This window comes from Roseateles asaccharophilus (assembly GCF_031458115.1).
In the GTDB taxonomy this organism is placed as follows: Bacteria; Pseudomonadota; Gammaproteobacteria; order Burkholderiales; family Burkholderiaceae_C; genus Pelomonas; species Pelomonas asaccharophilus_A.
The window spans coordinates 111,311-131,552 of record NZ_JAVDXV010000001.1; the positions used below are offsets into that span (position 1 = coordinate 111,311).

The 20,242-nt window shown below is 70.3% G+C and carries 23 protein-coding genes; 9 read left to right on the forward strand and 14 right to left on the reverse strand.

Annotated elements, in window-relative coordinates; all coding sequences use genetic code 11:
* The first annotated feature begins 74 nt into the window (after positions 1–74).
* Positions 75–809: an SGNH/GDSL hydrolase family protein gene (locus J2X21_RS00505; protein ID WP_310323551.1), complete on the forward strand. Its 735-nt coding sequence runs from the start codon at positions 75–77 to the stop codon at positions 807–809.
* Here the strand turns inward: J2X21_RS00505 and J2X21_RS00510 are convergent.
* Positions 761–1,165: an acyl-CoA thioesterase gene (locus J2X21_RS00510; RefSeq protein WP_310323554.1), complete on the reverse strand. Its 405-nt coding sequence runs from the start codon at positions 1,163–1,165 to the stop codon at positions 761–763. The genes J2X21_RS00505 and J2X21_RS00510 overlap by 49 nt on opposite strands.
* Positions 1,166–1,238: 73 nt before the next feature.
* Between J2X21_RS00510 and J2X21_RS00515 the strand changes: the two genes are divergently transcribed.
* Positions 1,239–3,017: an ABCB family ABC transporter ATP-binding protein/permease gene (locus tag J2X21_RS00515; protein WP_404666541.1), complete on the forward strand. Its 1,779-nt coding sequence runs from the start codon at positions 1,239–1,241 to the stop codon at positions 3,015–3,017.
* Between the two features lie 120 nt (positions 3,018–3,137).
* Here J2X21_RS00515 and J2X21_RS00520 read toward each other — a convergent pair whose 3' ends face one another.
* From J2X21_RS00520 to J2X21_RS00530, 3 genes are read right to left on the reverse strand one after another with little or no spacing between them, the layout of a single operon-like run.
* Positions 3,138–3,449 carry a hypothetical protein gene (locus J2X21_RS00520; RefSeq protein ID WP_310323560.1) on the reverse strand — a complete coding sequence of 104 codons (312 nt, stop codon included), beginning with the start codon at positions 3,447–3,449 and terminating at the stop codon, positions 3,138–3,140.
* Between the two features lie 51 nt (positions 3,450–3,500).
* Complete coding sequence (locus J2X21_RS00525) at positions 3,501–4,112, reverse strand: UPF0149 family protein (protein WP_310323562.1); 612 nt, start codon at positions 4,110–4,112, stop codon at positions 3,501–3,503.
* Between the two features lie 23 nt (positions 4,113–4,135).
* Positions 4,136–4,375 (reverse strand): hypothetical protein, encoded by a 240-nt coding sequence (locus J2X21_RS00530; protein WP_310323565.1) that lies wholly within the window; start codon positions 4,373–4,375, stop codon positions 4,136–4,138.
* Between the two features lie 64 nt (positions 4,376–4,439).
* On the opposite strand from J2X21_RS00530, the gene J2X21_RS00535 reads away from it, so the two are divergent.
* Complete coding sequence (locus J2X21_RS00535; protein ID WP_310323568.1) at positions 4,440–5,285, forward strand: transposase; 846 nt, start codon at positions 4,440–4,442, stop codon at positions 5,283–5,285.
* Entirely contained in the window at positions 5,282–6,118 is an 837-nt protein-coding gene (locus tag J2X21_RS00540) for an amidohydrolase family protein (protein ID WP_310323571.1), read from the forward strand. Before J2X21_RS00535 ends, J2X21_RS00540 begins: the two co-directional genes overlap by 4 nt.
* Positions 6,119–6,215: 97 nt before the next feature.
* Here J2X21_RS00540 and J2X21_RS00545 read toward each other — a convergent pair whose 3' ends face one another.
* The 4 genes from J2X21_RS00545 to J2X21_RS00560 form a co-directional block, all read right to left on the reverse strand.
* Positions 6,216–6,950 (reverse strand): LytR/AlgR family response regulator transcription factor, encoded by a 735-nt coding sequence (locus J2X21_RS00545; protein ID WP_310323576.1) that lies wholly within the window; start codon positions 6,948–6,950, stop codon positions 6,216–6,218.
* Between the two features lie 103 nt (positions 6,951–7,053).
* Complete coding sequence (locus tag J2X21_RS00550) at positions 7,054–8,070, reverse strand: LytS family sensor histidine kinase (protein ID WP_310323578.1); 1,017 nt, start codon at positions 8,068–8,070, stop codon at positions 7,054–7,056.
* The gene (locus J2X21_RS00555; protein WP_310323581.1) at positions 8,055–9,149 is read right to left on the reverse strand and encodes a sensor histidine kinase; all 1,095 of its coding nucleotides are present in this window, start codon (positions 9,147–9,149) and stop codon (positions 8,055–8,057) included. Before J2X21_RS00555 ends, J2X21_RS00550 begins: the two co-directional genes overlap by 16 nt.
* Before the next feature lie 16 nt (positions 9,150–9,165).
* On the reverse strand, positions 9,166–9,552 hold the full coding sequence (locus J2X21_RS00560; protein WP_310323585.1) for a hypothetical protein: 387 nt from the start codon (positions 9,550–9,552) through the stop codon (positions 9,166–9,168).
* Positions 9,553–9,768: 216 nt separating this feature from the next.
* On the opposite strand from J2X21_RS00560, the gene J2X21_RS00565 reads away from it, so the two are divergent.
* Positions 9,769–12,024: a penicillin-binding protein 1A gene (locus tag J2X21_RS00565; RefSeq protein ID WP_310323586.1), complete on the forward strand. Its 2,256-nt coding sequence runs from the start codon at positions 9,769–9,771 to the stop codon at positions 12,022–12,024.
* A 26-nt stretch (positions 12,025–12,050) separates the two neighbouring features.
* Here the strand turns inward: J2X21_RS00565 and J2X21_RS00570 are convergent, their stop codons facing one another.
* Genes J2X21_RS00570 through J2X21_RS00580 form a run of 3 tightly spaced genes read right to left on the reverse strand, consistent with a single transcriptional unit; the run spans position 12,051 to position 13,705 of the window.
* Positions 12,051–12,476: a hypothetical protein gene (locus tag J2X21_RS00570; protein ID WP_310323589.1), complete on the reverse strand. Its 426-nt coding sequence runs from the start codon at positions 12,474–12,476 to the stop codon at positions 12,051–12,053.
* Between the two features lie 39 nt (positions 12,477–12,515).
* Entirely contained in the window at positions 12,516–13,199 is a 684-nt protein-coding gene (locus J2X21_RS00575) for a DUF4386 domain-containing protein (RefSeq protein ID WP_310323591.1), read from the reverse strand.
* Positions 13,196–13,705 (reverse strand): hypothetical protein, encoded by a 510-nt coding sequence (locus J2X21_RS00580; RefSeq protein ID WP_310323593.1) that lies wholly within the window; start codon positions 13,703–13,705, stop codon positions 13,196–13,198. The genes J2X21_RS00575 and J2X21_RS00580 overlap by 4 nt, the downstream gene beginning before the upstream one ends.
* 208 nt (positions 13,706–13,913) lie before the next feature.
* Between J2X21_RS00580 and J2X21_RS00585 the strand changes: the two genes are divergently transcribed.
* The 4 genes from J2X21_RS00585 to J2X21_RS00600 all read left to right on the forward strand — a co-directional run bounded on the left by J2X21_RS00585 (position 13,914) and on the right by J2X21_RS00600 (position 17,449).
* Positions 13,914–14,597 (forward strand): hypothetical protein, encoded by a 684-nt coding sequence (locus tag J2X21_RS00585; RefSeq protein WP_310323595.1) that lies wholly within the window; start codon positions 13,914–13,916, stop codon positions 14,595–14,597.
* Between the two features lie 84 nt (positions 14,598–14,681).
* Complete coding sequence (locus tag J2X21_RS00590; RefSeq protein ID WP_310323597.1) at positions 14,682–15,350, forward strand: hypothetical protein; 669 nt, start codon at positions 14,682–14,684, stop codon at positions 15,348–15,350.
* Positions 15,351–15,405: 55 nt separating this feature from the next.
* Positions 15,406–16,251, forward strand: coding sequence for a phytanoyl-CoA dioxygenase family protein (locus J2X21_RS00595; RefSeq protein WP_310323600.1), 846 nt, complete (start codon positions 15,406–15,408; stop codon positions 16,249–16,251).
* Between the two features lie 145 nt (positions 16,252–16,396).
* Positions 16,397–17,449, forward strand: a complete 1,053-nt coding sequence (locus tag J2X21_RS00600; protein WP_310323602.1) for a BON domain-containing protein — start codon at positions 16,397–16,399, stop codon at positions 17,447–17,449.
* Between the two features lie 65 nt (positions 17,450–17,514).
* Here the strand turns inward: J2X21_RS00600 and J2X21_RS00605 are convergent, their stop codons facing one another.
* The 3 genes from J2X21_RS00605 to J2X21_RS00615 form a co-directional block, all read right to left on the reverse strand.
* Positions 17,515–17,943, reverse strand: coding sequence for a hypothetical protein (locus J2X21_RS00605; protein WP_310323604.1), 429 nt, complete (start codon positions 17,941–17,943; stop codon positions 17,515–17,517).
* A gap of 120 nt (positions 17,944–18,063) precedes the next feature.
* Positions 18,064–19,446: a bifunctional UDP-N-acetylglucosamine diphosphorylase/glucosamine-1-phosphate N-acetyltransferase GlmU gene (gene glmU / locus J2X21_RS00610; RefSeq protein ID WP_310323607.1), complete on the reverse strand. Its 1,383-nt coding sequence runs from the start codon at positions 19,444–19,446 to the stop codon at positions 18,064–18,066.
* Between the two features lie 63 nt (positions 19,447–19,509).
* Positions 19,510–20,139, reverse strand: coding sequence for a DUF4136 domain-containing protein (locus tag J2X21_RS00615; RefSeq protein ID WP_310323609.1), 630 nt, complete (start codon positions 20,137–20,139; stop codon positions 19,510–19,512).
* Between the last annotated feature and the right edge of the window lie 103 nt (positions 20,140–20,242).

The following is a 20,242-nucleotide window of genomic DNA, read 5'->3' on the forward strand; positions in this document are numbered from 1 at the left end:
TCGCGCCATGCCGGACGGCGCGGGCGTACGAAGTCGGACAGGACTGACGCTGTTACACATGAGATGACCCAACCATGCGATTGACGCTCGCCAAACTGCTGCTGGGCCCACTGTTGCTGTGGCAGGGCCGGCGCGTGCGCGCCACCGCGCTGCGGCTGCCCGAAGCGGCGGGCGACCGCGCGCTGGACGGCGGTGCGCTGCGGCTGCTCATCGTGGGCGATTCGTCGGCCGCCGGTGTGGGCGCCACCCACCAGCGCGAGGCGCTGGCCGGCCGCCTGGCCGAGGCGCTGGCCACGCGGCTGGGTCAGCCGGTGGGCTGGCAACTGGTGGCTACCAGCGGCCACGGCAGCGAGCAGGCCTTGGCTTCGCTGCAGGCCGCGCAATTGGCGCGTGCCGATGTGCTGGTGACGGCGCTGGGCGTCAACGACGTGGTGGGGCAGGTCGCGCCAGCGGTGGCGCTGGCCGCGCTGGACGGCATTCATGCGCTTGCCGCCGAGCGCGCCGGCGTGCGCCTCAGCGTGCACTGCGCGGCGCCACCGATGCAGAGCTTTCCGCTGCTGCCGCAGCCGCTGCGCTGGTTCTTCGGCCAGCAGGCGGCGCGCTTCAATGCGGCCTTGTCGGCCCAGGTGGCGGGCCAGCCCTCACGCCAGGTGTTGCACCTGCCCGCGGCCATGCAGCGCGACGCGGCGGCACTGATGGCCGTCGACGGTTTCCACCCTGGCCCGCGCGGCTACGCGCTGTGGGCAGAGGCGCTGGCGGATCAGGTCGTGATCGGCCTGGACTTGCCTTCCCGGTCAATGGCCACATAGGTCAGGTTGGCCTCGGTGACCTTCACGACGTGCAGGTTCTCGGGGTCGCGTTCGGCAAACACCTCGACGTGCACGGTGACGGACGTGCGGCCTACGCGCGTGACGGTGGCGTAGAAGCTCAGCAGGTCGCCGACCGAGACCGGCTGCTTGAAGATGAACTCGTTGACGGCCACCGTCGCGATGCGGCCCCGCGACAGGCGGGCCGGCAGGATGGAGCCGGCGATGTCCACCTGCGCCATGATCCAGCCGCCGAACACGTCGCCGTTGGCGTTGGAGTCGGCGGGCATGGGCATCACGCGCAGCACGAGCTCGCGTTCGCCGGGTTTGTGGGTGGCTGGGCTTGAATCCTGGGGCATGTCGTTCAGTGGGGAGAATCCGGCTTCCATATTGTCGGGCCTGCGCTTGCGATCCTCTCTTTCAGCATCATCCGTGCCACCCAGCAACAGCCCCGCCGTGCGCGGCGACTGGGGCACCCTGGCCCGCCTGTTCCCCTACCTGTGGCGCTACCGCTGGCGCGTGGGGCTGGCGCTGGCCTTCATGGTGGGCGCCAAGATCAGCAACGTGGGCGTGCCGGTGCTGCTCAAGCACCTGGTGGACAGCCTGGACCTGAAGCCCGGTGCGCCACAGACGCTGCTGGTCGTGCCGCTGGGCCTGCTGCTGGCCTACGGCGCGCTGCGGCTGTCCACGTCGCTGTTCACCGAACTGCGCGAGCTGATCTTCGCGAAGGCGACCGAGGGCACGGCGCGCAGCATCTCGCTGCAGGTGTTCCGCCACCTGCACGACCTGTCCCTGCGCTTCCATCTGGAGCGCCAGACCGGTGGCATGACGCGCGACATCGAGCGCGGCACACGGGCCGTGCATTCGCTGATCAGCTATTCGCTCTACAGCATCGTGCCCACGCTGATCGAGGTGGTGCTGGTGCTGACGCTGCTGGGCGTGAAGTTCGACGTCTGGTTCGCCGGCATCACCATCGCGGCGCTGGTGATCTACATCGCGTTCACGGTGGTTGTCACCGAGTGGCGCACCAAGTTCCGCAAGACGCTGAACGAGCTGGACTCGGTGGCGCACAGCAAGGCCATCGACTCGCTGCTGAACTACGAGACGGTCAAGTACTTCAACAACGAGGGCTTTGAGGCGGCGCGCTATGACGAGAGCCTGGAGAAGTTGCGCAAAGCCCAGTTGAAGAGCCAGACGACGCTGTCGCTGCTGAACACCGGCCAGCAGCTCATCATCGCGACGGCGCTGGTGCTGATGCTGTGGCGGGCCACGCAGGGCGTCGTGGACGGCCACATGAGCCTGGGCGACCTGGTCATGGTCAACGCCTTCATGATCCAGCTCTACATTCCGCTGAACTTCCTGGGCGTCATCTACCGCGAGATCAAGCAGGCGCTGACCGATATCGAGAAGATGTTCGTGCTGCTGGACCGCGAGCGCGAGGTGGCGGACGCGCCGGGCGCGCCTGACCTGCAGGTGGGCGGCGCCACGGTCGTCTTTGACGATGTGCGCTTTGCCTACGACCCGGCGCGGCCCATCCTGCATGGCGTCAGCTTCGAGATCCCGGCCGGCAAGAAGGTGGCGGTGGTGGGGCCCAGCGGTTCGGGCAAGAGCACGCTGGCGCGGCTGCTGTACCGCTTCTACGACATTGACGGCGGCCAGATCCGCATCGATGGCCAGGACATCCGCCAGGTCACGCAGAGCAGCGTGCGCCGCGCCATCGGCATCGTGCCTCAGGACACGGTGCTGTTCAACGACACGGTGGCCTACAACATCGCCTATGGCCGCCCCGGTGCGGCGCAGGACGAAGTGGAGGCCGCGGCGCGCGCCGCCCACATCCACGGCTTCATCGCGGCGACGCCGCTGGGCTACGGCACCATGGTGGGCGAGCGCGGGCTGAAGCTGTCGGGCGGCGAGAAGCAGCGCGTGGCCATCGCCCGCACGTTGCTGAAGAACCCGCCCATCCTCATCTTTGATGAAGCCACGTCGGCGCTGGATTCAACCAACGAGCGCGCCATCCAGGCCGAGCTGGAGGCCGTGGGGCAGGACAAGACCGTGCTGGTCATCGCGCACCGGCTGTCCACGGTGGTGGATGCGCACGAGATCCTGGTGCTGGAGCAGGGCCGCATCGTGGAGCGCGGCCGGCATGAGGGCTTGCTGGCCCGTAATGGCCGCTACGCGGAAATGTGGCGACTGCAACAGGCTACCGATTGAACGATCTGCCGCTGCGCCAGCAGTCGGCGGTTCTCAAGCGACTCCCGCGGAACCGGCTTTGCCGGGCCGCAGGGAGCGCCCCCTCGAAGGGGCCGGCGAAGCCGGTAGGGGGTGAGTCAGTCAGTGGGGCTTTTTCGGCTTCTCGAAGCTCTTCGGGCGGTAGACGTTGCCGTCCCATTCGCCGTCCAGCCGGCCGTTCTGCGCCGACTCCTGCGCGCGGCGGATGACGCGCTCGGCCTCCAGCGCGGCGGCGCGCGTCTGGCGCTGGCGGCGGCGCCAGCCGACGGCACGGTCCAGCTGCGCCTGCATCCAGCCACCCAGCCGGGCCACCGAGGCATCCACCCGGGCGCGCCACCGGTAGGGCAGCGCCATGTGCACCGCCAGCGCGATGCAGACGACGAGGCCGATGACGGCAAGCACGGTGTGGAACATGGGTCGAGTGTGAACCAAAGCGGCGGCGGCAGCCACCTGTGTTGAGGGGGTTCAGCCTTTCTGGTGAATCTCCCACAACGCCAGCATGGCGTCAGGAATGCTCCGGCTGGCGGTGTCGCGGGCCTCGGCCGTGCCCTCGGCCAGCGCGCCGTCCGGGCCGCCCAGGGCGGCGATGGGCGCCAGCAGCTCCGCGGTGGGTGGGTTGTCGAACAGCGGTGCCCAGGCGTCGGGCGCGAGGTCCACCGCCATCAGGAAGCCCACGGCCCAGTCCTCGGCGTCTGCGTATTCGGTGTCTTCGTCCTCGCCATCGGCGAAGCTGAAGATGGGCTCCCAGGCCTGCGGGCGCTGTGCCCAGGCGGTGGCAATGGAATGCAGGTGGCGCAGCACCAGCATCTGGGCCTTCTTGCGCTGCTTGCCACTGACGAAGGGCGCGGGATCGGGCTCCTGGTCGCCGCCCCAGATGACCGGCAGCCAGGCGGCGCCGGGCAGGTCGGCGAGCTTGCGGCCGGGCGTCAGCAGCAGGCCGGCGAGGAAGCCGTCCAGCGCCTCGATGTTCAGCGCCTCGTTGGTGGGCAGGTTGGCCAGCAGCTCGTCGAGGTCGTTCAGTTCCTCGTCGGACAGCGGGCGGTCGTCGGAGGCGGGGTTGTATTGGGGGTAGTTCATGGGGCGTTCTCTTGCGCGCGGGCTCAGCCGTGGCGTCCGTGGCGGCTCTTGGGTTTCTTGACGTCGAACTCGGCGATCTGGGCCTTCAGCAAGGCCATCAGCACGCGGGCGTTCTCTTCGGTCATCACCAGCAGGCTGCTGGGCTCTATGCCTTCGACGGGCGCCCGGTTGGACACGAGCGCGTCGATCTTGAACAGGATCTGGCCATGCACGTTGTTGGCGGCGGCCTTGATTTTCTGGATTTCTACTTGGTGCGTCTTCATGGCGTTTGGGCCGGTTTGAAACGCAATCTTGCCATTCCTCGCCCGCCGCCTTAACGTGGGGCGCATGGCGCGGCCTCCCCGACTCGAGATTGCCGGCGCGGTCTACCTGATCAGCGCCCGTTGCCCGTTCGAGAGCGGCAGGCCGGCTTTCGTCGATGACGCGGACCGCGCCGAGATGCGTGCGCTGCTGGCGCAGGCCCTGCACCGCTTCGACGCCCAGGCGCTGGCCTATGCGCTGATGCCCGAGCACTACGACCTGCTGCTGTTCACGCGCCGCGCCAACCTGTCGGCGCTGATGCGGCATGTGAACGGCGTCTACACACAGCACCAGCAGGAGCGGCACGGCTTCAGCGGGCCGCTGTTCCAGGGGCGCTTCCATGCCGTGCTGGTGGACCGCGAGAAGCATCTGCTGGACGCCTGCCGCTGGGTGGACCTGAACCCGGTGCGGCTGGGCCTGTCGCGCGGCGCGGCGAACTGGTCGGGCTCCAGCTTCCGGGCGCTGGCCGCACTGGAGGCGGCGCCCGAATGGCTGGAGGTGGACGGCCTGCACAGCCACCTGCTGGGCAAGCCCGTCACCACGGCGGCCCAGCACCGCTCGGCGGGCGACCGCTACGCGCGGCTGGTGGCATCCGAGCCCGGCATGGCGCTGTGGCCGGGCCGGCTGCGCGAGCAGATCTTCCTTGGCGACGCCGACTTCGCCCGGCGCATGCGCGCCGCGGCCGTGGCGCCCAAGCGTGTTGCGCGCACCAGCTGGGCCGAATGGCTGAAGCGTGCCGGCGGCATCCGCGAGCAGGCGTTGTGGCTGGCGCACACCGAGGGTGGCGTTGCGATGACGGAGCTGGCGGCTCAACAAGGGCTGTCGGTGTCCCGCATCAGCCGGTTGATCGCGGCTGCCGAGAGAGCGGTTTGAAACGCCGAGCGTTGCTGCTGGCGGCCTTGCCGCTGTCTGCCCAGGCGGCTGGTTATGCCGGCCCGCTGTTCGACGCCCACCTGCACTACAACGATGACGCGCAGGCCCCACACCCGCCGGCCGACGTGCTGGCGCGCATGGCCCGCGCCGGCGTGCGCGGCGCGCTGGTCAACAGCCGCCCCAACGACGGCACGCTGCGGCTCGTTGCCGAGCCGGGAGCGCAATGGGTGCCGTTCATCCGGCTCTACCGCAACCGCGCCGACTACACCGGCTGGTTCGCCGACGACAGCATCCGCCGCATGGTGCTGGAGCTGCTCGCAAAGGGCAGCCCGGCCGGGCCGTTTCGCGGGCTGGGCGAGTTCCACCTGTACGACAGCGCGAATGCGGACGGGCCGACGGCCATCGCGCTGATGAAGCTGGCGCGCGAGCGCGGCCTCACCGTGCTGGCCCATGTGGACGACGTGGCCGTGGACAAGCTGCTGGGCCATGCGCCGGGCACATCGCTGATCTGGGCGCACACGGGCATCTCCGGCGAGCCGGTGCAGCGCGTGCGCGAGCTGTTCGCCAAGCACGCGGGCCTGCGCGGCGAGCTGTCGTACCGGCCGGGCCTGACCTTCGACGGCAGCATCGCGCCCGAGTGGCGTGCGCTGTTCACCGCCCATGCGAATCGCTTCCTGATCGGCTCCGACACCTGGGTCACGCCGCGCTGGCAGCACTACGAGGGCTTGTTCGCCGAGTACCGCTCGTGGCTGGGCCAGCTGCCGAATGAAGTGGCGCAGCGCATCGCGTGGGGCAATGCGGCAGCGATGTTCAACCTGCCTGGCCCAATCTAGCGATCTGCATTCGTATTGCCGAGGGACTCGGCGGAACCGGCTTTGCCGGGTCGCCTGAGTCGCCCCTTGAGGGGGCGGCGAAGCCGGTAGGGGTGGGCTACAACTGCTTGAACCGGTGTGCGTAGGACGGCGACACCTCCAGCGTCTCCGGCCGATCCTTCAGCGTGATGCCCAGCTTGCCGCTCAGCGTGCGCGTGACCGACTTGATCGCGCGGGCGTTGACTATTGTTGAGCGGTGCACTTGCCAGAAGTGCTCTCCGTCCAGCCGCTGCACCAGTTCCTTCAGCGGCAGCGAGATCAGCGCCTCGCTGTCGGCGGTGACGACGGCCACGTACTTGTGGTCGGCGCGGAAGTAGGCGACGTCCTCCACCGTGATGAGCTGCAGCTCGCGTCCACGCTGTACGGTGATCCAGCGCAGCGGCTCCACGGCCGGCGGGCCGTGCGCGGCCAGGCCGCCCAGGTCGGCCGGCTGCTGTGGCAGGCGCTCCTTCAGGCGCTGCAGCGTGCGCGCCATGCGCACCGGGTCCAGCGGCTTCAGCAGATAACCCACGGCGCCCTCGTCGAAGGCCTGCACCGCATAACGCTCGTGCGCGGTGATGAACACGACATGTGCACGCCGGCCGATCAGCTGCGCCACCTCCAGCCCCGACAGACCCGGCATCTGCACGTCCAGGAAGCAGACCTGCGGCGACAGCTGCTCCACCAGGCGCAGCGCCTCGTGGCCGTCGCGCGCCAGGCCCACGATCTGCGCCTCGGGCCACTGGCGCAGCAGCTCCTCGCGGATCTCGGCGGCGAGCAGGGCTTCGTCTTCGGCGATCAGGACTCGCGTCATGTGGAAAAGGAAAGTTGAGTTTCGGGCCGAGCGCCGGGCCGCGCCCCGCGAGCATCGCCGTCCCCTCGGGGGATCGGCCAAGGTACTCCTTGGACGAGGGGTCTCATGTGATGGGCCAGGTCAGCTTGAACAGCGGCATATCTTCGGCCAGCAGCGTCAGCGAGGCGGCCGGCCCGTGTACGGCCTGCAGGCGCTGCTGCAGCTCGGGCGTGGGCACGCGAGCTGCCGCCCGGTGCGTCAGCGTCAGGTCGGGCCCCAGCGCCAGCAGGCGCAGTTCGGCCCGGCCGGGGCTTTCGTGCAACGACAGGCTCCATAGCGTGGTGCCGTCGTCCAGCAGCGGCCGCACCAGCGGCAGCAGCACCATGGGCGCCAGCGGCAGCTCCGGCGGGTCGTCCAGGCCGGCCAGGTGCAGCCGTTCGGTGTGCCGTGCATCGGCGCTGACCAGCCTGGCATAGCCGCGCAGCGCGGTGATCTCGCGCGCCAGCGTGGACACCTGGGCCTCCACGTGCGGCTGCAGCGCGCGCAGCAGCTCGATCAGCGCGGCCAGGCGGTCTTGCGCGCGCGCCGGGTGGGTCAGCAGCTCGGCGTCGATGGCGGCCAGGCGTTCGGACAGCAGCGCCGGGTCCACGCGGGCCTGCAGGGCCAGCAGCGTCGTCGCGGCCAGCTGGCGTTCGCGTTGCGCGGCGGCGTCCTGCAGCGCGGCCAGCCGCTGCTGCGCGCGCCGCGAGAAGCGCAGCTGCGCATAGACGGCCACGCCCAGGCCGTGCCAGATCAGCGTGCTGCCGGCCAGGGCGAAGTCCTCTTCCCAGGTCCACCAGTCCGCCTTGCCGAGCAGTGGGTAGAGCTGCGGCGCGATGACCCAGATGCCGCCCACCACCGTCAGCCCAACCACGCCGACATAGGCCAGCGTTGCTGGCAGCCGGCCGCTGTCCACCAGCGCATCGGCCAGGCGCAGCAGCAGCACGGCCGGGATGCCGAACTGGATGACGTTGTAGGCCAGCGCGTTCAGCGCGTCGCCCGCCTTCATCTCGTTGTTCAGCGGCGTGCCGTTGGCCACCAGCGTGGCGGCGCCGACGAGCATCATCCAGCCGGCATCAGCCGGTCTCAGGGTGATGGCCATGGGATCTGGACTCGTGCCACCAAGCCGTGCGGTTGGTTCAAGTGAAGCGAGAGGCGCGCGTCGGGGCTCAGCGCTGCCAGCCGGGCACGCAGCGTGGCCAGGCCGGTGCCGCTGCCGCTGCCGCTGCTCATGCCGGCGCCGGTGTCGGCCACTTCCAGGCGCAGCAGGCGGGGATCGTCGGCATCGGGCCGGGCCCGCACGGCGATCTCGCCACCGGACACCTGGGGCGCGATGCCATGCTTGATCGCGTTCTCGGCCAGCGTCAGCAGGCAGGTCGACGGCACGATCACGTCGTCCAGGCCCGGCGCGATGTCGTAGTGCAGCGTCAGCCGTTCGGCGCCGATGCGGCGCTGGTGCAAGGCCAGAAAGGCGCGCACCAGCTCCAGCTCGCGCGCCAGCGGCACCTGGGCCTGGCGCAGCCCGGGCAGCGCGGCGTCCAGGTAGCGGCGCAGGTCGACGAGCATCGCGTGCGCGGCGGCCGCGTCGGTGCGGGCCAGGCGGCGCAGATGGGCCAGCGTGTTGAACAGGAAATGCGGCTCCACCTGGGCCTGCAGCAGCGCGGCCCGCGCGGCGTCCAGCTGGCGCGCGTGCTCCTGTTCGCTGCGCTGCAGGCTGTCGGCATCGGCCGCCCGGCGCCGGCCGTGTTCGCGGTAGTCCAGCCCCAGGCAGACGCAGCTGGAGAAGGTCAGCAGGATCTGCAGCGTGTAAGGCGTGATGCTGCCGTCCAGAGGCCCGATCGCGTGCAGCCCGCGGTTGACCGCGAGGGCCACCAGCGTCAGCGCGGCGATCTGCACGGCCAACCCCCAGGGGCGCGCAGGCTGCTCGCGCGGCAGCCGGTGCTGCATCAGCGCGGCGCCCAGCCACAGCCCCCACAGCAGCACGGCCAGGCGCAGTCCGCCGCTGAGGCTCGGGCTCACTTGGCACAGGTGCTCGTCGGCGTCCGCCGGCAGCATCGCGCAGCGCACCAGGCCGGGCAGCAGCAGCGCCAACGCCAGCGCCAGGCTCAGCGCGGCTGCGGCAAGCAGCGCGCGCCAGCGCAGCAGGGCGGTGGCGTCGTCGGGTGGGGCGGATGGCGGCATGCAGGCGTGAAGAGGGTCAGCGCGGCGTGGCCTTGTCGGGCACCTGCACCTGGGCCAGCGTGGCCGATGCGGCGCTGGCCATCGCACGGGGCACGGGGTCGGCGAAGCGGATGTTAAGGACATAGCGCTGCGGCGTGCCGCGCTGGCACTCCAGCGTGTCCATCGCGATGCGCACGGGGTTCAGGTAGGCGCGTGAGCCCTGCACAGCGACGGCCTGGGCGCGGCCGTCGGCGCCGACCTCGAACTCCACGCGCACCTCGCCGTCGGTGCGGATGCGCTGCTTGGCGCTGGCCAGGTATTCGCTCAGCTGCTCGCCGGCCTGCGGGCAGGCGGCGTGCTGGGCATGGGCGGCCGGCAGCGCGAGGGCAAGGCAGAAGGCGAGGGCGGCAGTGGCTTTCGGCATGGCGGGCTCCTGGTTGGCCGTGGCGATGCCGCCATCGTGCGAGGACTGCGCGCCGAGGTCAGCAGCCGCCCGACGAAGCCGGCATGCCGGCCGACGAAGCGGGCCCGGCGGCCGACGGTGCCGCGCAGGGCATGACTTGCCGCACGGCTGCGTCCTACCCGCTGCGATCGGCACAGGCATTAAGCTGCCGCCTCCTTGGTTCCCGATCTTCGTGCGATGGCCGTTGCTTCCCGTCTGCAGTCCCTGTTCCAGGCCCTGGTCGCTCGGCCCTGGCTGGGCGCGCTCGTGGCGCTGCCCTTCGTGCTGCTGCTGGTGGGCTCCATCGTGGCCGCCTTCATCTGGGTGCAACTGCCCGAGCTGGACACGCTGACCGACTACCAGCCGCGCCAGCCGCTGCGCATCCTCAGCGAGGAGGGGCAGCTGCTGGGCGAGTTCGGTGCCGAGCGGCGCCGCTTCGTGCCGCTGAAGGACATCCCCAAGCCGCTGCACGACGCGCTGCTGGCGGTTGAGGATGCCGGCTTCTACGAGCACTCGGGCATCGACTACAGCGGCATCCTGCGCGCGTTCTTTCGCAACCTCACGCACAGCGGCCCGCTGCACGGCGCATCCACCATCACTCAGCAGCTGGCGCGCGACACCTACCTCAGCAAGCAGCAGCGCTGGACGCGCAAGATCGTCGAGGCGCTGCTGGCCATCAAGATCGAAGGGGCGCTGACCAAGGAGCAGATCCTCGAGATCTACATGAACCAGATCCTGCTGGGCAACAAGGCCTATGGCTTCGGTGCCGCGGCGGAGCGCTATTTCGGCAAGACGCTGAACCAGCTGGACACGGCCGAGATCGCGCTGCTGGTGGGCCTGCCCAAGGATCCCAACCGGCTCAACCCCGTGAACTACCCCGAGCGGGCCAAGCGCCGCCAGGCCGTCGTGCTGGGCCGGCTGCAGGCGGTGGGCCTGATCACGGCCGAGCAGGCCCAGGCCGCCAAGGACAAGCCGCTCAACATCCGCCGCCCCAAGCGGCTGTCGGGCATCGCCGACCACGCGGTGGAGCAGGTGCGGGCCGAGATCGTCAACCGCTTCGGCGAGGACCAGGCCTACGCCGGCGGCCTCACGGTGACGACCACGCTGCGCTACGCCGAGCAGGAGGCCGCGCAGGAGGCGCTGCGCCATGCGCTGTTCGAACTGGAGCGCCGTCAACCGTGGCGCGGGCCCGAGGCGCAGGTGGAACTGCCCTCGGGTGACGGGCAGGATGAAGCGCTGGACGAAGCCTTCGACGCCCATCCCGACCTGGGCGAGCTGCGCACCGCCGTGCTGCTGCAGCTCGAAAAGTCGGCCGCGCACCTGGTGATGGCCGACGGCCACAAGGTGACGCTGAAGGGCCAGGCCATGCGGCAACTGCAGAACGCCAAGCGCGGTGCCGTCGTGCGCATGCTGGAAGGCAAGGGCGACCAGTGGCAGCTGAGCCAGACGCCGCAGGCCGAGGGGGCCGTCGTCACGCTGGACCCGCAGACCGGAGCGATCCGCGCGCTGGTGGGCGGCTTCGACTTCACGCGCAGCCAGTTCAACTCGGCCACGCAGGCTTGGCGACAGCCGGGCTCGGCGTTCAAGCCCTTCGTCTACTCGGCGCTGCTGGACCAGGGCGCCTGGGCCGGCACGCTGGTCAGCGACGAGCCCTTCGTGCAGGGCGACTGGGCGCCGCGCAACTACGACGGCACCTACGAAGAGGCGCTGACGCTGCGCCAGGCGCTGGCACGCTCCAAGAACATGGTCACCATCCGCGTGGCGCAGTCGCTGGGGCCGCAGCGGGTGCGGGCCTGGTCGGGCCGCTTCGGGCTGGACGAGGACAAGCAGCCGCTGAATCTCACCCTCGCTTTAGGCACCGGCGCCGTCACGCCGCTACAGATGGCGCAGGCCTATGCGGTGTTCGCCAACGAAGGCCAGCTGCCCACGGGCTGGATGATCCAGCGAGTGCAGGACTCGCAGGGCCAGGTGATCTGGAAGGCCGATCCGCCCCAGCTGCGCAAGGCCATCAGCCCGCGCAATGCCTTCATGACCGCGCAGTTGCTGGCCGCGGTCACGCGCGAGGGCACGGGCGCGCGCGCCAGTTCCCTGCTGGGGCGCTGGGACCTGTACGGCAAGACGGGCACCACCAACGACGCCATCGATGCCTGGTTCTGCGGCTTCCAGGCGGCGCGCGCCGGTGCGGTCTGGATAGGCTACCGGCAACCCAAGTCGCTGGGCGAGCGCGAGAGCGGCGGCGGCCTGGCGCTGCCCGTCTGGGCCGCCACGATGGCCGTCGCGCTGAAGGGCCAGCCCAGCACGCCCATCGCACCGCCCGCCGAGGGGCTCGTGAGAGTGGGCGACGACTGGTTCTACGAGGAGTTCGCGGGCGACCTTGCGATCGCGCGCATCGGCGTGCCGGCTCCGCCGGCGGAGGCTGCGTCGGAGGCGGCGTCCGAGCCGTGGCTGCCGTAAGTCTGCTTGCCGCCTTTCACTCTGCGTCAGGGCAGGCATCGACGTGGTGCGCCGATGTCTTGCACCTGCATCGTCGTGACAATTTCCTTGACGTGTACGGCTTCAAAGGCTGCGTCGCCGAGCAATTCCCGGCCCTGGCGATCCAGGTAGCTCACTTTCGTGCAGATCAGCAGTTCGCGTTCTCGCGGTTCCTGTCGCTCGTGGCGGTGCAACCTCACGGAATAGGGGCCGATCCGCGTGCCACCCAAGTGGGTGAAGTGCGTTCCCAGGCGAGCCTCCGCGAAGGCTGAGTCCGACAGTTCGTACGCGGCTCGGACGTCGGCCATCTGCGTTGGCTGTTGACGAAACAAGGGCGCCAACCCCTTTGTTTCCAGCGTGCCGCCTGCGATGGCGGGCAGGTACGCCGCTGCGAGCAGACCCCAGCAGAACGAGAAACGTGCACGGCGCGGCATGTCCCGATTCTGTAGGGAAAAGTCAGCGCCGTTAAGTCGTTAGTGGTGTGTTCTTGCCCTCAAGGCCAGCCACAACGCGAACGCCAGCTCGCCCACCAGGACCGGCAGCATGACGACCGGGAACAGCAGCTTGGCCAACGCCGGCGCCAGCAGCAGCGCAAAGCTGTTCAGCAGATAGGCGGCGCCGGCCGCCACCAGGCCCCAGCCCAGCAGGCGCGGCGCCACGCCGCTGTGGGCGATCAGCGCACCGCGGATGACGCAGGCGGCGCCGAAGAAGATCAGCCCGATGCCGAAACCCTGGCCGTGCAACTGCACGGCCAGTAGTGCCAACGCCTCGCGTTGGCCCGGCAGGAAGGCCGCGCCGACGGCGGGTGCCGTCAGCAAGTCCAACGCGGACAGCAATTGCACGCGGTTGGCCACCAGCACGGCGGTCTGCACCAGGTTCAACCCGGTGGCGGTCAGCGCCAGCGTTTCGTTGACCGGGCGCAGCAGCCGCCACAGCACGACGATGACCGGGACGTCCAGCAACTGCATCAGCAGATCGGCCGCGAGGCCCAGGCGCCACAGCTCCGGCCGCGCGGCGATGCGCTGGGCCGTGGCGGCGGCATCGCCCGCGACGACGAGGCTCCCGCGCACAAAGACTTCGGTCCACAACCCCAGCGCGATGATGGCCAGATAGCACAGGCCGGCGATGCGCAGCTCGCGAGGGCTCACCGCGCTCATGCGGGCCTCACCGCCCGCCAGGCCAGGCGGGCTGCGCTGCGCAGCGCCCACGACAACCCGGCGATGACGCCGCCGATCAGCAGCGGCAGCACCGCGCCGAAGGTCCAGCTCATGCCCAGCACAAAGCCCAGCAGGCTTTCCGGGCGGTGTGCCGGCAGCAGCACCGCAAGCAGCAGCAGCCCGAAGAAAACGATCTCGGTCAGCGACTGAAGCTGGAGCTGGAAGCTCAAGGACAGTGCCGCCCCCAGCAGCAGTGGCAGCAGGAAGCCCAGCGCCACGGGCCGCCAGTCGCGCGGGCGGGCGGTGCGCGGCAGCCGGCCGGCGGCCCAGGCGGCCAGCGCCGGCAGGATCAGCAGGCCCCAGGCGTTGGAGATGCCGGGCAGGTCCGTGCGCTGCATCAGGTGGTGGGTCACGATGCCGCCGTGCCACGCTTCCCAGCCCAGATGCAAGGCCTCGGCCAGCAAGGCGAGGGCGGCAAGTGTCAGGCGTGCGGTGGTGTTCGGCATGGCGATGGATGAGTTGCTGATCTCGCAGCTTCGCTGAGGAACAGGGGCGACGCGACCGGGCCGCGACCGGCAGCACGGTCGGGGCGATCAGCTGCAGCGTTGCGCGACGGCCGGTGTTGCGTTTAACGGAAGCAACGCCGGGTAACAGCTGGCGGCCGGAGGCTGGCCTAGAGTGGGCTTCTCTGCACAACCACACATGCACCTGCCTATGCGCCACGCTCTGATCGCTTCCACGGCATTGACCCTGCTGCTCGCCGGCTGCGCGTCCGTGCGAGACGGGCGTGACGCGCGCGGTGGCGAGTCGCGCATGGCACAGGCGCCGTCGGTGGCGGGCGTGGCGCAGGAAACCTTCGGCAAGCCGGCCTGGGGCCGGCAGGGCGAGTTCACGCTCGGCGGCCAGCGCGTGCGCTACGAGCGCGGCGCCAGCGCGGTGTCGCTGTTCCAGCCGCTGGCCCCTGGCGTCAGCGCGCCGCTGAGCTTCACGGCCGGCGACAGCGCCGCGCGCTGCGAGGGCTGGACGCCCGCGCAGAGCGCCAATGGCAAGCAGACCGACAGCAAGCCCTGGGTGCTGAGCTGCAAATGGGGCAGCGCGCCGGCGGCCATGCTGCAGATCGGCGAAGGCCAGCTGCGCGCCGGCCTGCTGGGGCGCGAAGGCGCCTACCGGCGCGGCGACCTGACGCTGGGCCTGCGCTCGACCCATCTGCTGGAAGGCAGCAGCTCGCCGCGGCCGGCCGCCGTGGGCTACGAGATGTTGCACCAGGGCACGGTGGTGGGCAGCCTGGACCTCAGCGGCCCGGTGCCGCGGCTGCGCCGGCCCGACCCGGCCACGCCGCTGGGCCGCGCCGTCACCGAAGCGGCGGTCGCGCTGGCGCTGGTGTCCGAGCCGGGCTGAGCCCTGCCGAGCCGGACGGGGTAACTTTCCGCTGGTGGGGTGGTGCGGCCTAGAGTCCGCTGGCCTTCACTGCCGCACCCCGCCATGTCCCGCTCCGCGCTCGCTCTTGCTTCCCTGGCCCTTTTGATGACCGGCTGTGCGTCGGTGCGCGAGGCGCGCATGGCGCAGCCGGCGTCGCTGGCCGGCGTCGCGGACGAGAGCTTTGGCCAACCCGGCTGGGGCCGGCAGGGCGAGTTCATGCTGAGCGGCCAGCGCGTGCGCTACGAGCGCGGCGCGGACCGGCTGTCGCTGTTCGGCAAGCTGGAGACGGGCCGCGCGCCGCTGCGCTACACGTGGTCGCCGCTGGCCGGCGACAGCATCGCCGACTGCAAGGCGCGCCAGGCCGATGTGGGTGTGGCCGGCGTCAGCGTCACCGCGCGGCCGTGGACGCTGAACTGCGACTGGAATGGCCGGCCCGAGGCCAGCATGCAGCTCAGTGAGAGCACCTCCAAGCTGGGCAAGGCCGCGCGCGAGGGCAGCTTCCGCCGCGGCGAGCTGACGCTGGGCCTGCGCTCGGTGCACTTGTTCGAGGGCAGCCCGCTGCCCCAGGGCGATGCCGTGGGCTACGAGATGGTTTACCAGGGCCAGGTGGTGGGCAGCCTGGACCTCAGCGGCGCCGTGCCGCGGCTGCGCCGGCCCGACCCGGCCACGCCGGTGGGGCGCGCGGTCACCGAGGCGGCGCTGGCGTTGGCGCTGGTGTGGGACCCGAGCTGACCGGGGCATCGCGGCGGGTGGCCGCACAATCGGCCCAAGTCCTTCCCACGCCGCCATGAAGATAGCTGCCGACCTCTACGCCCAGCAGGGCTACCTCGTCATCCCGGGCTTCAAGCCGGCCGCCGACATCGCCGCGCTGCGCAGCAGAGCGATGCAGATCGTCGACGCCTTCGACCCCGGCGAGCAGCGCCCGGTATTCACGACCGAGGAGCAGCAGCGCCACGTGGATGACTACTTCATCGACAGCGGCGACCAGGTGCGCTGCTTCTTCGAGGAAGAGGCCTTCGACGCGCAGGGCCGGCTGCGCGTGCCCAAGGAACTGGCCATCAACAAGATCGGCCACGCGATGCACGACCTGGACCCGGTGTTCAGCGCCTTCTCCAAGGGCGAGGCGCTGCGTGGCGTGGCCGCGGCGCTGGGCCTGGCGAAGCCGCAGGTCTGGCAGAGCATGTTCATCTTCAAGCAGCCCGGCATTGGCGGCGAGGTGCGCTGGCACCAGGACGCCAGCTTCTTCGAGAGCGACCCCATCACGGTGACGACCTTCTGGTTCGCGCTGGAGGACGCCACGCTGGCCAACGGCTGCCTGTGGACCGAGCCCGGCGGCCACAAGGGCGCACGCGGCGTGCTGCGCGAGCGCTTCGTGCGCGAGGGCCGCAAGGCCTGGATGGAGCGGGTCGACGCCACGCCCTGGCCCGCGGCCGATTCGCGCGAGGCCATCCCGCTGGAGGTGGAGGCGGGCTCACTGGTGGTCTTCCACGGGCTGCTGCCGCACTACTCGGCGGCCAACCGTTCGGACAAGTCGCGCCATGCGTACACGTTGCACGTGACGGACGGCGCCAGCCGCTACTCGCCGCGTAATTGGCTGCAGCGTGACGAGACGTTGCCAGTGATGGGGTTCTAGCGCTTCTCCTCACGGCGCTCACATCTGCTCACGCCTGCGGCCCGCTGTCCTACAAGCCGAGGCAGCCTGGGCCTTCAAGTGACCCGCGCCGGCGTCCCAAGAATGGACTTCATCGCAACCGTCGTTCGCGACGCAGGAGGCCCCGATGAAGTTTCCGAAATCCGTGCACCCCGAAGGCTGGCTGGACCACATCGATACGCGCAGCAGCGGCTCCGCGCCGGCTGCCCGCCCTGCCGGCACGCCACTGAAGCCGCGCATGCCGAGGCCCGCCGGCGCCAAGATCCGCGCGACCGATCCGATAGGTTATGTGTCGCCCGAGCCCATGGCCGCGTCCGTGCCGCCCATTCATGCGTCCGTCTCGCCGGCCATGGCCGCACCGGGGGCGAATCCGGCTCGCCGTTCCAGCAATTCGATGCCCTGGGTGCTGGGCGTGGGCGCCGGCGTCGTGCTGATCGGCGTGGCCGTCACGATGTCGCGTCAGTTCACCACCGATGAGGCACCGGCCCTGCCGCCGACCGTCGTGGGTGAAGTGACACCGCCGGCCGTGATCGCGTCGTCGCCGGAAGACACGCTGCTGGCCGAGGCGCCCCCCGCCGCCGGCACCGTGACCCCGGAGACCACGCCTGTGGCGCCTGCCGAGCCGGCAACCCAGGTGGCTGCCGCTCCCAAGGCCGTGGACACACCCAAGGTGGTGGAGACGCCCAAGCCGGCGGAAGCGCCCAAGCTGGCCCAGGCCCCCAAGGTCGAGGCACCCGCACCGGTGGTGACGCGCACGCTGACGCCGCCGCCCGAGGCGCTGGCCCAGGTCGCACCGCCGCCGGTCACGTTGCAGCCGACGCCGGTCGCACCCGTGGCGCCGGTCGTGACGCCGCCGGTCACTGAAGCCCAGCCGGTGCAGCCGCCGGTGCTGGCGCAGCAGACGCCGCCGGTCACGCCCCCGGTGGCCAACCCCGAGGACACCGGCATCACGATCAAGGTGCGTGAGGCGCTGGCTTCCGACTCGACGCTGGCCGTCGTGCCCATCGCGGTCAGCACCGACCATGGCGTCGTGAAGCTGGAAGGCCAGGCGCCGGACGCGCCGACCAAGGAGCGCGCCACCGTCGTGGCGGCCGCCACCTCGGGTGTGCGCGGCGTGGACAACCGGCTGACCTTGCCGCCGGTGACCGTGGGCGTGCTGATGCAGAACAGCGGCAGCTGAGCCTCCTCACCGCTCAAAGCAAAGGCGCCCTCGGGCGCCTTTTTGTTTGGTGTGGAGGCGGGGCCTCAGTGGCACATCTGGTGTGGTGCTGGTGCGAGCTGGGCGTCGACCAGAACGTCTTGTGTGACCTCGCGGGCCGCTTCCAGTTGCAGACACAGCTCGGTGATGCCGTCGTCGCGGCCACCCACCACCTCGGGCAGCGGCGCGGCGGCGATGTCGGTGGGCAGGTCGGCCAGCGCGCCGATCAGCTGGAACAGCAGTTCAAGGCTGGCTTCGCCGTCCTGCGGCAGGTCGCGTGCAGCGCCCAGGCTGCGCGCCAGGTAGTAGCAGGCCTCGGCGGCGTTGTCGCAGGCCTGCGCCTTCAGCTCCAGCGCGCGATTGCGGGCCTCGGCCTCTTCGCGTTCGCGCTGCGACTGCACGACCTCGAAGGCGCCCAGGTCGGCCGGGACGGCATCTTCGAGCGAGAACGCAGCAAGGTCGAGTTCGTGGGCCATGGCGGGTACAGCGGGTCGTGAGACGGGTGTCATGCTAACGGCGCGGGGAGCGGGTTGCCGCCCCCTCATCCCGGGCGCCGTGACGCAATCGCCGGAACTAAGTCACGGCGACCGGTCTATTCAACGCTTCTTGGCCGGACGGGTCCAGCCGGCGATGGCTGCCTGTTTGCCGCGCGCCACAGCGAGGTCGCCCGGGTTGACGTCCTTGGTGATGGTCGATCCGCCGCCTATGGTCGCGCCGTTGCCCAGCGTGACCGGCGCGACCAGCACGCAGTTGGAGCCCACGTGCACGTCGTCGCCTATGGTGGTGCGGTGCTTGTTGGCGCCGTCGTAGTTGGCGGTGATGGAGCCGGCGCCGTAGTTGACGCGCTCGCCCACGGTGGCGTCGCCCAGATACGCAAGGTGGTTGGCCTTGGCGCCCTTGGCCAGCGTGGAGTTCTTGACTTCCACGAAGTTGCCGATGTGCACCTCGGCGCCGAGCTGCGCGCCGGGGCGCAGGCGGGCGAAGGGGCCGATCAGCGCGCCCTCGCCGACGCTGGCGCCACCGGGCTTTTCCCCGTCGATGTGCGTGAACTCATGGATTCGCACGCCGGACGCGATGCTCGCGTTGCGGATCACGCAGTTGGCGCCCACGCGCACGCCGTCGCCCAGCGTCACGTCGCCCTCGAACACGCAGTTCACGTCGATCTCGCAGTCCTGGCCGTGCACCAGCGTGCCGCGCAGGTCGAAGCGGGATGGGTCGGCCAGGCGAAGGCCGGCGCGCATCAGGGCTTCAGCCTGGCGGGCCTGGAAGGCGCGCTCCAGCTGCGACAGCTGCACCGGGTCGTTGACGCCCAGCACCTCGATCTCGCTGTGGGCCTTGATGCCCAGCACCGGCAGGCCCTCGGCGACGGCCATCGCGACGATGTCGGTCAGGTAGTACTCGCCCTGGGCGTTGTTGTTGGTGAGTTGACCCACCCAGCGCTTCAGCGCGGCCGTGGGCGCGGCCATCATGCCGCTGTAGCCCTCGTGGATGAGGCGCTGGGCAGGCGTGGCGTCCTTGTGCTCCACGATGGCCAGCACGCCGCCATCGTCCTTGTTGCGGATGATTCGGCCGTAGCCGGTGGGATCCACCAGGTCCACGGTCAGCAGCACCAGCGCGTGGCCGGCACAGGCATCGATCAAGGCCTTGGCGGTGACGGTCTCGATGAGCGGCACGTCGCCGTTCAGGATCAGCGTCGTGCCTTCGCCCACCAGGCTGGGCACGACCTGCTGGATGGCGTGGCCGGTACCCAGCTGGGGCATCTGGCGCACGAAGGAGATGCCGGGCGCGGCGACGGCGGCCTCGACCTGCTCGGCGCCATGGCCGGTGATGGCGATGCGGGCGTCGGCAGCCAGGGATTCGCAGCTCTTCAGCACATGGGCCAGCAGCGAGCGGCCGGCGAGCTTGTGCAACACCTTGGGCGTTGCGGACTTCATGCGGGTGCCCTTGCCCGCCGCCATGATCACGATGTTCAGCGCCATGCCTGCCTTGCGACTTCTATTTTGCGAAGGCGTGATTATGGGCAGGCAGGGCGCTGCCGCGAGTTATCTGACCGCTTGTACCGAGACGCGGTGTGACTTCGGGTTGACCTTGGGGAACTCGGCCAGCGCGGCGTCGAACAGCGGCATCAGAAGCGCGTCGCTGCCTCGGTTGGCGCCTTCGTTGCTGGAGTGGGCCTCGTACAAGGCCTCGCCGCTGGCGCGGTCACGCAGCAGCACGGCCACGGCGCGGTCGTAGCGGCGGTCGAAGAAGGGGTCCTGGCGCCAGCCCCAGGGACCGGGGCCGACGTAGCCGTAGCGCGGCGAGAACAGCCGGCCGCGCCAGCGCCACCACATCGGGTCGTCCCAGGGCACGGGGTCGTAAGCGGTGACGCGGGCGCCCAGCGTGACCAGCACGTCGGCGGTCTTCACGTCGGCGGCGGGCTTGAAGCCGGCGCGCTCCAGCGCGCCCTTGACGGCTTCCTCCAGCGAGGCCTGGCGCTTGGCGGCCTCATCGTTCTGCTGCTGCGAGGGCAGGCGGTCGAACGCGTAGGTGCCGGGCTTGCGGTCGGCGGGCCAGTTGCCATAACTGGATACGTCGGCGGACACGGTGTAGGGGCCGGCACAGCCGGTCAGTGCCAGCACGGAGGCGGCGCCGATGGCGGTGAGGACGAGGCGACGGTTGGGGGTGAACATGCGAGCCTCCTGGATTGGGCGGTACCGATGATCGTCAGACAGACAGTTTGCCGCAGTGTGTGCGGGTGCATCCAAATGTCAGTCTTTGGGCGTGCATAACGCG

Excerpts from the sequence above, each read along its gene's own strand:
- J2X21_RS00555 (WP_310323581.1), bottom strand. The coding sequence starts at position 9,149 with ATGCCGCCATCCGCCCCACCCGACGACGCCACCGCCCTGCTGCGCTGG.
- J2X21_RS00585 (WP_310323595.1), top strand. The coding sequence starts at position 13,914 with ATGCGCCACGCTCTGATCGCTTCCACGGCATTGACCCTGCTGCTCGCC.
- J2X21_RS00605 (WP_310323604.1), bottom strand. The coding sequence starts at position 17,943 with ATGGCCCACGAACTCGACCTTGCTGCGTTCTCGCTCGAAGATGCCGTC.
- J2X21_RS00520 (WP_310323560.1), bottom strand. The coding sequence starts at position 3,449 with ATGTTCCACACCGTGCTTGCCGTCATCGGCCTCGTCGTCTGCATCGCG.
- J2X21_RS00600 (WP_310323602.1), top strand. The coding sequence starts at position 16,397 with ATGAAGTTTCCGAAATCCGTGCACCCCGAAGGCTGGCTGGACCACATC.
- J2X21_RS00595 (WP_310323600.1), top strand. The coding sequence starts at position 15,406 with ATGAAGATAGCTGCCGACCTCTACGCCCAGCAGGGCTACCTCGTCATC.
- J2X21_RS00550 (WP_310323578.1), bottom strand. The coding sequence starts at position 8,070 with ATGGCCATCACCCTGAGACCGGCTGATGCCGGCTGGATGATGCTCGTC.
- J2X21_RS00545 (WP_310323576.1), bottom strand. The coding sequence starts at position 6,950 with ATGACGCGAGTCCTGATCGCCGAAGACGAAGCCCTGCTCGCCGCCGAG.
- J2X21_RS00560 (WP_310323585.1), bottom strand. The coding sequence starts at position 9,552 with ATGCCGAAAGCCACTGCCGCCCTCGCCTTCTGCCTTGCCCTCGCGCTG.
- glmU (WP_310323607.1), bottom strand. The coding sequence starts at position 19,446 with ATGGCGCTGAACATCGTGATCATGGCGGCGGGCAAGGGCACCCGCATG.
- J2X21_RS00590 (WP_310323597.1), top strand. The coding sequence starts at position 14,682 with ATGTCCCGCTCCGCGCTCGCTCTTGCTTCCCTGGCCCTTTTGATGACC.
- J2X21_RS00535 (WP_310323568.1), top strand. The coding sequence starts at position 4,440 with ATGGCGCGGCCTCCCCGACTCGAGATTGCCGGCGCGGTCTACCTGATC.
- J2X21_RS00615 (WP_310323609.1), bottom strand. The coding sequence starts at position 20,139 with ATGTTCACCCCCAACCGTCGCCTCGTCCTCACCGCCATCGGCGCCGCC.
- J2X21_RS00505 (WP_310323551.1), top strand. The coding sequence starts at position 75 with ATGCGATTGACGCTCGCCAAACTGCTGCTGGGCCCACTGTTGCTGTGG.
- J2X21_RS00570 (WP_310323589.1), bottom strand. The coding sequence starts at position 12,476 with ATGCCGCGCCGTGCACGTTTCTCGTTCTGCTGGGGTCTGCTCGCAGCG.
- J2X21_RS00530 (WP_310323565.1), bottom strand. The coding sequence starts at position 4,375 with ATGAAGACGCACCAAGTAGAAATCCAGAAAATCAAGGCCGCCGCCAAC.
- J2X21_RS00580 (WP_310323593.1), bottom strand. The coding sequence starts at position 13,705 with ATGCCGAACACCACCGCACGCCTGACACTTGCCGCCCTCGCCTTGCTG.
- J2X21_RS00575 (WP_310323591.1), bottom strand. The coding sequence starts at position 13,199 with ATGAGCGCGGTGAGCCCTCGCGAGCTGCGCATCGCCGGCCTGTGCTAT.
- J2X21_RS00565 (WP_310323586.1), top strand. The coding sequence starts at position 9,769 with ATGGCCGTTGCTTCCCGTCTGCAGTCCCTGTTCCAGGCCCTGGTCGCT.
- J2X21_RS00525 (WP_310323562.1), bottom strand. The coding sequence starts at position 4,112 with ATGAACTACCCCCAATACAACCCCGCCTCCGACGACCGCCCGCTGTCC.
- J2X21_RS00510 (WP_310323554.1), bottom strand. The coding sequence starts at position 1,165 with ATGCCCCAGGATTCAAGCCCAGCCACCCACAAACCCGGCGAACGCGAG.